The organism is Bacillus sp. ok061 (assembly GCF_900108285.1).
GTDB classification, from domain to species: Bacteria; Bacillota; Bacilli; order Bacillales; family Bacillaceae_G; genus Bacillus_A; species Bacillus_A thuringiensis_S.
Genome location: NZ_FNUW01000066.1, coordinates 1 through 8,168, shown reverse-complemented (window position 1 = coordinate 8,168; position 8,168 = coordinate 1). Strand labels below are relative to the sequence as shown.

Here is an 8,168-nt window from a genome sequence, read left to right as displayed (position 1 = left end):
AGTAATACCTCTGTATCTGACTTGGTCTGAAATTCATGACCTTTCTCCTCAAGTTCTTTACGTAATTCTTGATAGTTATAAATTTCTCCATTGAACGTAAGGCCAATCGTATCATTTCCATCTTTATACAGCATAGGTTGAAGGCCACCTTCAGGATCAATGACGATGAGACGTCGATGACCTAATGCCGCTCGTTTTGAAAACCAATGCCCCTCTGCATCTGGTCCTCGGTGAATGATAGCATCTGTCATTTTTTTTAACGTTTCTTGTTCATGAGACAGGTCTTTAGACCAGTCTATCCACCCTGCAATTCCACACATAGTGTCTACCTTCTCTCAAATAGTATAGAAACCGACTAAAATCAAATATCAGTCGGTTTTCCGTAAAAAAATCCGACTAAAAACACCTTTTAGTCATGTTTATATAATAAAATGAATTGAATAAAAAATCAAATAATTTAATCAAGAAAGAAATCACTGTCCCCTTTCACTTAAATTCTCATCGTCCGATTAAAAAATTATTACCTCAAACTTTCAACTTTATTACTAAGTTATAAAGTTACATTCTATTATAGTTATATGCTAGAAATCAGACTGGTGTATGTTATTCTATAAGAAGCAAATAGAGGACTTTCTATTAGGAGTTACAAAATTAAAAATGAACTAATACAGAATGTAATGAAAGAAAACATCGCTAAATATTTCAAAGATAGGGTGTAGACAATGATCAAATTAGAAAAAGAAAATAAAAAAATGAAAATCATTCAATCTGCCACAATACTGTTCTCTACGCGTGGTGTCCGTAGCACAACGGTTGATGAAATTGCAAAGAAAGCTAAAGTTGGTAAAGGTACTATTTATTATTACTATACAGATAAAACTGAAATATTATGTGACTGCTATATGCGTCATATTCAGCTTATACGTTCACAACTATTTAATTTATATAAAGAGGAAAAAGATGTTTTACTTCGAATACAAAAAATCCTTCATTATATCAGCCTAGAATATCATCAAGATCCATTTGTTTCTACACTCTTTCAAGAATATAAAGAGTACCATTCACCTGAAATTACAGCTTGTTTTAAAAAATCTGAAGAAGAAGCAATTAAAATGATAAGTAATTTGCTCGAAAAAGGTTATCAGCAAGGAGCCTTGCATAAGGTACCATTACCACTAACAGCTTTTATGTTAGTACGAATGATTTTCAACTACGAACAGGATTATATAAAAGATGATAAAAGTGATAAAGAATTTCTGCAGTTACTAAAGCATATGCTTCTTAAAAACTAGTTTTAACCACATAAACAAAATAATTGTGGTACAAATATATGAAGAATAATGGCGGTTTTTTATGAGCTCTTTTCACTCTAGACAAACATGCGAAATATCCAACGTTTATGTAGGAATGAATGAGAAAATCTTATAAAGTTTTCTAAAATAAGAAAGTCTATACTTTAATCTACAATAAAAAATAGTCTAGTAAAAAGAGCGTGTTTTTATCTATCTAAACACGCTCTTACAAATATTTAAACCCTATATGAATTGCTTATTCCATTCTGATTTTCTTTTAACTAATACATATCTTTTTATATACGATTATCATGCCAGAAGTTTATTGAAAAATGATTATTCTCATCATAAGCTTCAAATTCATACCCTTTTTCTCTTAATCCTTTTATAATTGCTGGAACTGCCGCAACAGATTGTGGATGAATATCGTGCATTAAAACAATTTCCTTTGAAGACGTCGCACCTGCTAAAACATTTTGAACAATTTTTGCGGCCGCTACATCCACAGGTAGTTTATTATATTTCCAATCTAGAGAGTCAATTGTCCAATCCCATACTTTTAAATTATTTCCGACCACTTCATTTCGAAGTGATTCATTTAATCCAGGCATTGATCCATATGGTGGGCGTGTTAATTTCGGAGAGTTTCCAATAACATTTCTAATTAAAGATTGATCCTCTTTCATTTCCTTCACATATTCCTGATTGGTGTATAACTTTTTAAAATTATGTGTCATACTATGCATACCCACATAATGGTTCTCTACATGCTCTCGTTTCACTAAATCTGGGAACCTTTTCACATTATCGCCAATTAAAAAGAATGTTGCTTTCACATCATTTTTCTTTAATACATCTAATAAATTAGCTGTATATTTTCCTGGTCCATCATCAAAAGTTAAATATGCAACTTTTCTTTCTTTACCATCAAAACGATTAGGTATGGATTTTTTCAATTCATTTTTAGGTAGACTGCTCACTTGTTGAACACTATTTGCCTCTTTCGCATTTACCAGCTTAGGATTCGTAATAGATTGAAACATGTAATACCCTATTGCTACTAATGTAATAGCCAACAATACACTTATAATTCTCTTTTTCTTAAGCTTAATTTTCATGTTATAATTCTCTTCCTATCTTATTATCCCAATTTATGTTGTTATTTTTATTATTCTATTTGCTTATAGAGTCATTAGCTTAACCAAACTCACTTTTGGACTAATCATTTTAATAATCTATTTAGGTGAAAATTAGTGGCCTGCACTGGCATTCATGCCATTTCCTATAATAGTTAGAACCACAGGATATAATACTGGTCCTAAGGTAAGGAAAATGTTTAAAAGTATAATAAATTTATATAGTAAGCTATAATTTTTACCATTTCGATTTACAAATACCAGAATGACCAATGTTATTACAGTAATTAAATGTAGTAATAATATTATCAACCAATAATACATCATTATAGTAAGATTCCACTTTCCTAATAGTTGGTATGTTATCCCTATTATTATTCCTAATACTGTAACATTAAAGGAAATAAACAAAGTTCTTTTTAGTATTTTAGGAAATGTTTTATAATTCACGGTTTTATTATATAAATCTATTAAAATACTCAAAGATAGATATGCCAGCAATACCCCTACCCAATTCAAGACCCAATCTTGATCCCCCATTAAATTAAACAAAAGCGCAATGATCCCTCCTACTGCAAGAATCGAGGAGATCATAATACTATTTAAAGCTGATTTCATAATATTTTCACTTCCTTAAAAATTTTATAATACAGCATTGATGTTTACTCTTAAGTTGTTCTTTACTTATTAGAATTCTTTTCATTCAGAATCTTGTATGGGAATACCATCATATAATCCGGTCATCATACCTAATAGCATATACGGAGAATGGGTAATTCCAGCAAAAAATACATGTACATGATCTTCATACAATAAACATCACCATATCCTACTCCTACTCCTACTCCACATGGTAGATATACAAATAGAGGATGAGATTCAGCAACTTTTATTTGCATATGTATTATTCAAACGAGAAGCAGCTGCTGACATATGTACATATGATGTTTTAAAATTAACCATACTTTATTATAATTAAGTATATATTAACAATATATTAAGTATAAGTAAATAAAATTAACTAAAATTTAATTTTATTCACTTATTTAAAGGGGATTACATATATGAACAATATTAATGTTGGTCAAAAAATTATGGCATTTAGAAAAGGTGCCGGATTAACCAGTAAACGTTTAGCAGAGTTAGCTGATATAACACCTTCCATGTTAAGTCAAATTGAGAAAGGAATCACAAATCCATCATTACAAACACTAAAATTAATTTCTGTAGCATTAAACATTCCATTGTTTAATTTTTTCTTAGAGGATACCAATACAGAAGAATTAGTTGTAAGAGCTAACCAAAGAAAAAAAATAACTTTTCCTGAAAGCGGCAATGTTTCGTATGAGCTATTATCTCCTAATTTAGATGGATCACTAGAATTGGCTTTAATGAATCTGTTACCTCAAACTGCTTCATCTATGGAGCCTGTGGCACATAAAGGGGAAGAAATAGCATTTATTATGGAAGGACAAGTAAAACTATATCTAAATGATGAGGTCTTATTTCTCAATACAGGTGATAGTGTTAAAATCCCACCTTATGCAAAGCATAAATGGGAAAACACTTCTTTAAACAAGGTCACTGTTATATTTGGAGTAACTCCACCATCTTTTTAATTTCAAATACTAGCGAAGAAAAGTTAGAGAAAATAATCCTCTAACTTTTCTTGTATACATAACTTTATTTTAAGAAAGTAAAAAAATTGTCTCTCAATTATATGAGATTATAATCTAATCGATTAAAAGTAGTGAAATAGATCTTTTTAATTACATACTTAATTTACTTTTTAATGTCCAGTATTTTTCTCCATTCGCTTCAAAAGAGAATTCTACCCATCCATTTGGATCTTCACGATAAATAAAGATGGTTGTTCCAGAAGTTACTGTACCAACTTTATTCTCCTCGACAGCTACATCTGGTCTACTTTTAATTTTTAAATTAAATGGATAAGGTACCTGATAGTAAGTAGCTGATGATACAACATTTGAGCTTGAACCGTCTGCATACACTTTATATGGAATTTCATTAGATAACGCGTCGACATCTAATGTTTCAGGATTCTTTGGTAATTTTTTTGCATATGTATAGTCTTCTATACGAAACGGTTTAATACGTTCCATAATACCCGCAATTTTCTTAGCCCAACCTTTATCTGATGCATATTTCACGTTCATGCCAGTTAATGTTGGCCCGTTATAATACATACCACTTTCTTCTAAATATCTTTCTCGTACATAATTAGCGTTATAAGCAATGCTATCGCCGTAGCTTGGTAAGTATTTCGCATATTTAAACGGATCTCCATCATATGCACGTAGACCGAATAGATTATGTTTTTGATATGCGATTTCTGATTTTCCGTATCCAGATTCTAAAATCGCATGCGCTGCTAAATAATGAGCACTCACGCCATATTGATTTTGCGCATTGATAAAATCTTGCCCATGTCCAACTAAAGGACTATCCGAATGATATTTCGCAATAAAACTATCAATCTCTTGAGCTGTAATTTTCGAAGCCACTGTTAAATTTAAATCTTCATATGAAGTAGCAGTAATAATCTCTTTTTCATCGTTTAAATTCTGTTGTAACATGTCTGTTTTTGCAGTAAGTTGAGCAGCTTCAGCACGTGTTATAAATCTATTTGGTTGCCAACCGTTCTCGGTACCATTAGAAATTTTTAAATCTATTAAAATATTGGCATATTTTTCTCCCCAATGCCCTTTTAAATCTTCAAATCTAACCTGCTCGTTATAATTTAGTGTGTTTTGTAGTTTATATGCATTTACTAGCATCGTAGCCATAGCAGCGCGAGTTACTTTTCCGGATGGATTGAAGATTCCATTACCTTCCCCTTTAACAATACCAGCTCTTTCAGCAGCAGCAATATAAGGAGTAGCCCAGTGGTTTTGTGAATCTGTAAAAGATGGTTTTGCATTAGGATCAATTTGTATCCCTAAAACTTTTGTCATAATTTTTGTAGCCGAAGCTCTGTCTAATGAGTCATTTGAACCAAAAGTTCCATCTGGATAACCATTCAATACCTGTTTATCAACTAAATAATTAACAGATTTATCAGCCCATACAGGAACATCAGGGAATTTATGAGTATCTGCTAAAATATTAGAAGAATAGGATAATATAGATCCTGCAAGGATACCTGTTGCAATTAATTTGTGCTTCATTAAAATAAACACCTCTACCATTGTATTTATCAAATTGGGATTTTCTATTTTTATATTTACATGTTTGTAATAATAATAAAATCGTATTATCACACATTCAATTTGATGTAACGAGTATAGTTACTTATATACACAAGTGTCAATGAATGTCTTTTACAAAAATGTATAATATTTACATAATTTTAAATTTACATGATCTTATAATTGACTTATGTATAAATTTTGTAAAGGACCTTTTGATAGATTACTTATTAGCTTACCTGAAGAAATCTCTTTAGTTGTTAATTTGCCAACCTTTCTTGTTTACTATGAATCAATTAAAAAAAGAAGCTTTTTGTTTAAGAGCTACTTTAAAATCTTAAGTTGATGAATGTGTGAACGTACCGCTACTAAAATTCTTGCTTTTAAATCATTATTACTGTATTATGTTTACGTAGCAATATAAGGATTATAGTATGTAAAAAGGAATCAAATCTATAAGTAAGATTTAAATCCTTTTCCAAGTCAAAAAGACTTTGCCAAAATCTAATATAATTTATACTTGTCTTTTTAATATGCATCTAGTAAAAACATATTTTTTATCAATAGAATTCTGTTTTCAATATAAATTGAAACTTTTAAATAGAAGTTTATTTAGTTTCAATGATAGGAATTAGTGTTCTAAACAAGGAACCATACAAAGTGATCTGAAAAACCTGATAGATATTGTATGTAGTTTGCTCATCTCCAGGTACTTACAATAAAAGAGCCTTACCTCTCTAGGTAAGACTCTACTAGTTTCGTTGTATAATATTTACATGATAACTAAGAAACAGAAAACATATAACACCAAATAACAGCACCCTATTACTCCTCCTACAGCTAATACCTGTTTAACCCAACTCTTAAATTTTTGATTACTGTAAATCGCTTGCACTCTTTCCATATTTCCTCCTATTAAGGAGAACCCTTAAAGACTCTCACCTCGCTATAGTACCATTAAAAAATGAATAATAGAGATCTAATGTATAAATATGCAATATTGCATACGGAAATGTATTGTTATAATTGTAAACGCTTACTATAATGAAGTTATAAAGATTTATCACATCTTAATACGAAAAAAGAGGAGAGAATAATATGGAAATCGCAATGGCAGTTTTAAAATTTATAGGTGGAGCAATCCCATTAATTCAAGAACTTCTAAAAGCATTTATGTAAATTCACTATTCAGCAATTATTTACAAAAATTATCATACAAATGATCTGTCTATCAAAAATGAATTGATTTACAGATCATTTGCGTGATCAAGGTCCCTTTAACATGACTAAGGGGACTTTTTTAAATTTCCAAATAATTAAGGTTACGTCACATCACCATCAAGTTAGCAAAATAAAATGAAACTTTAACTTGATGGTACTGGGGTAACAGTTGTGATTTAGAGATAAGATCAGATTATACAAAGATTACCCACTGATATGTGGAAGATAAAGAGATAAAGAATACACTTGCGAAATTGAAACGATTGAATTAAAAAACTTGATATTAGTGCGGTTAACAGAATATGAAAATTCCTTAAAAATCGTGATATTAGCTAAAAAACACCAAGCCCCCCTCCCCTTCAGGGCCATCTTGGTATTTTTTACGTTCACATACAAATTATTATTTATATTGTTGCATGGGTTTCCTTTTAAATTATATACGTCTACTTTACCATCGATAAGCAATGACTCATATCTCCCATTTAATCGTACTGATTATGTTTTAAAAACCATCTTGGCTAAAATGATAAAGTAATCTAGCAACTTAACCACGTATAATACTATCACCGAAACCATATATGCGATTTCTATAACCTGCTACGATATTTTTCTCTTTTATGCTTTATATGACCAAATGATGATCAGTAAGAACATCTTTAAAAGTTGTATCTGCCCGTAACATTTGTTGCTGCAAGTACTGAACCTGTTAAATTCATTACTTTCATTTTCATGCTATTTTCCCCTTCTTATCCTAATTATTTTTCATTATTAATAATAAAAACATTAATTTCTCCCAGAATGCTATAGACTTACTAAAAAACTCTTCTTGCCTATAGAAGAGTTTTTACTATGATATGACTCATACATCAAGGGTATTATTAATTTTATATGGAAAATAAAAAGACTCCATTTTGAAAAAAGGTTAATCAAAATGGAGTTTTTTATTATAAATCTGAATTTATATATATCCTTCTACCTAAAACATCGTATTATCATTAACTGCTTCACTTGGAATCTCTTGAATTACATCCCAGTGTTCGACAATCTTTCCATCCTTGATACGAAATATATCCACTATAGCAACTCCCTTATCTTGAGAATTAGTACGAGAATGTACATGAAGAGCAACTGTATCCCCTTCAGCTACTACACGTTTAATCTCTGCAGAGGAATTAGGATTTTTAACAAAATCCTCCTTAAAGAAATCCATGAAGGCTTTTCGTCCATCAGCAACAAAAGGATTATGTTGCTTATAATCTTCGCTAACATATTTAGGGATAATATCGATATTATGTTTGTTAAAAACTTCA

General features: G+C 30.5%; 6 protein-coding genes and 3 pseudogenes. 3 read left to right on the top strand and 6 right to left on the bottom strand.

The window, feature by feature from the left end; all coding sequences use genetic code 11:
* A pseudogene (locus C4S65_RS33455) lies at positions 1–320 on the bottom strand (asparagine synthetase B); the annotation flags it as partial.
* A 402-nt stretch (positions 321–722) separates the two neighbouring features.
* Between C4S65_RS33455 and C4S65_RS33450 the strand changes: the two are divergent.
* Complete coding sequence (locus C4S65_RS33450) at positions 723–1,292, top strand: TetR/AcrR family transcriptional regulator (RefSeq protein WP_000593072.1); 570 nt, start codon at positions 723–725, stop codon at positions 1,290–1,292.
* Positions 1,293–1,588: 296 nt separating this feature from the next.
* On the opposite strand, the gene C4S65_RS33445 is transcribed toward C4S65_RS33450, so the two are convergent.
* The 3 genes and pseudogenes from C4S65_RS33445 to C4S65_RS35610 form a co-directional block, all read right to left on the bottom strand.
* Entirely contained in the window at positions 1,589–2,410 is an 822-nt protein-coding gene (locus tag C4S65_RS33445; RefSeq protein WP_061665743.1) for a peptidoglycan-N-acetylglucosamine deacetylase, read from the bottom strand.
* Positions 2,411–2,542: 132 nt separating this feature from the next.
* Positions 2,543–3,046: a DUF3902 family protein gene (locus tag C4S65_RS33440; RefSeq protein ID WP_000833546.1), complete on the bottom strand. Its 504-nt coding sequence runs from the start codon at positions 3,044–3,046 to the stop codon at positions 2,543–2,545.
* Positions 3,047–3,136: 90 nt separating this feature from the next.
* Positions 3,137–3,327: pseudogene (locus tag C4S65_RS35610) on the bottom strand (D-serine ammonia-lyase); the annotation flags it as partial.
* 165 nt (positions 3,328–3,492) lie between these two features.
* Here C4S65_RS35610 and C4S65_RS33430 point away from each other — a divergent pair.
* The gene (locus tag C4S65_RS33430) at positions 3,493–4,047 is read left to right on the top strand and encodes a helix-turn-helix domain-containing protein (protein ID WP_061665741.1); all 555 of its coding nucleotides are present in this window, start codon (positions 3,493–3,495) and stop codon (positions 4,045–4,047) included.
* Positions 4,048–4,197: 150 nt separating this feature from the next.
* Here the strand turns inward: C4S65_RS33430 and C4S65_RS33425 are convergent, their stop codons facing one another.
* Positions 4,198–5,616, bottom strand: coding sequence for an S-layer homology domain-containing protein (locus tag C4S65_RS33425; RefSeq protein ID WP_098838896.1), 1,419 nt, complete (start codon positions 5,614–5,616; stop codon positions 4,198–4,200).
* 1,013 nt (positions 5,617–6,629) lie between these two features.
* Between C4S65_RS33425 and C4S65_RS34975 the strand changes: the two are divergent.
* Positions 6,630–6,816, top strand: a pseudogene (locus tag C4S65_RS34975) (hypothetical protein).
* 1,018 nt (positions 6,817–7,834) lie between these two features.
* Here C4S65_RS34975 and C4S65_RS33410 read toward each other — a convergent pair.
* On the bottom strand, positions 7,835–8,168 hold a 334-nt coding region (locus C4S65_RS33410), incomplete at its 5' end, for an ester cyclase (protein ID WP_181032178.1).

Excerpts from the sequence above, each read along its gene's own strand:
- C4S65_RS33450 (WP_000593072.1), top strand. The coding sequence starts at position 723 with ATGATCAAATTAGAAAAAGAAAATAAAAAAATGAAAATCATTCAATCT.
- C4S65_RS33425 (WP_098838896.1), bottom strand. The coding sequence starts at position 5,616 with ATGAAGCACAAATTAATTGCAACAGGTATCCTTGCAGGATCTATATTA.
- C4S65_RS33430 (WP_061665741.1), top strand. The coding sequence starts at position 3,493 with ATGAACAATATTAATGTTGGTCAAAAAATTATGGCATTTAGAAAAGGT.
- C4S65_RS33440 (WP_000833546.1), bottom strand. The coding sequence starts at position 3,046 with ATGAAATCAGCTTTAAATAGTATTATGATCTCCTCGATTCTTGCAGTA.
- C4S65_RS33445 (WP_061665743.1), bottom strand. The coding sequence starts at position 2,410 with ATGAAAATTAAGCTTAAGAAAAAGAGAATTATAAGTGTATTGTTGGCT.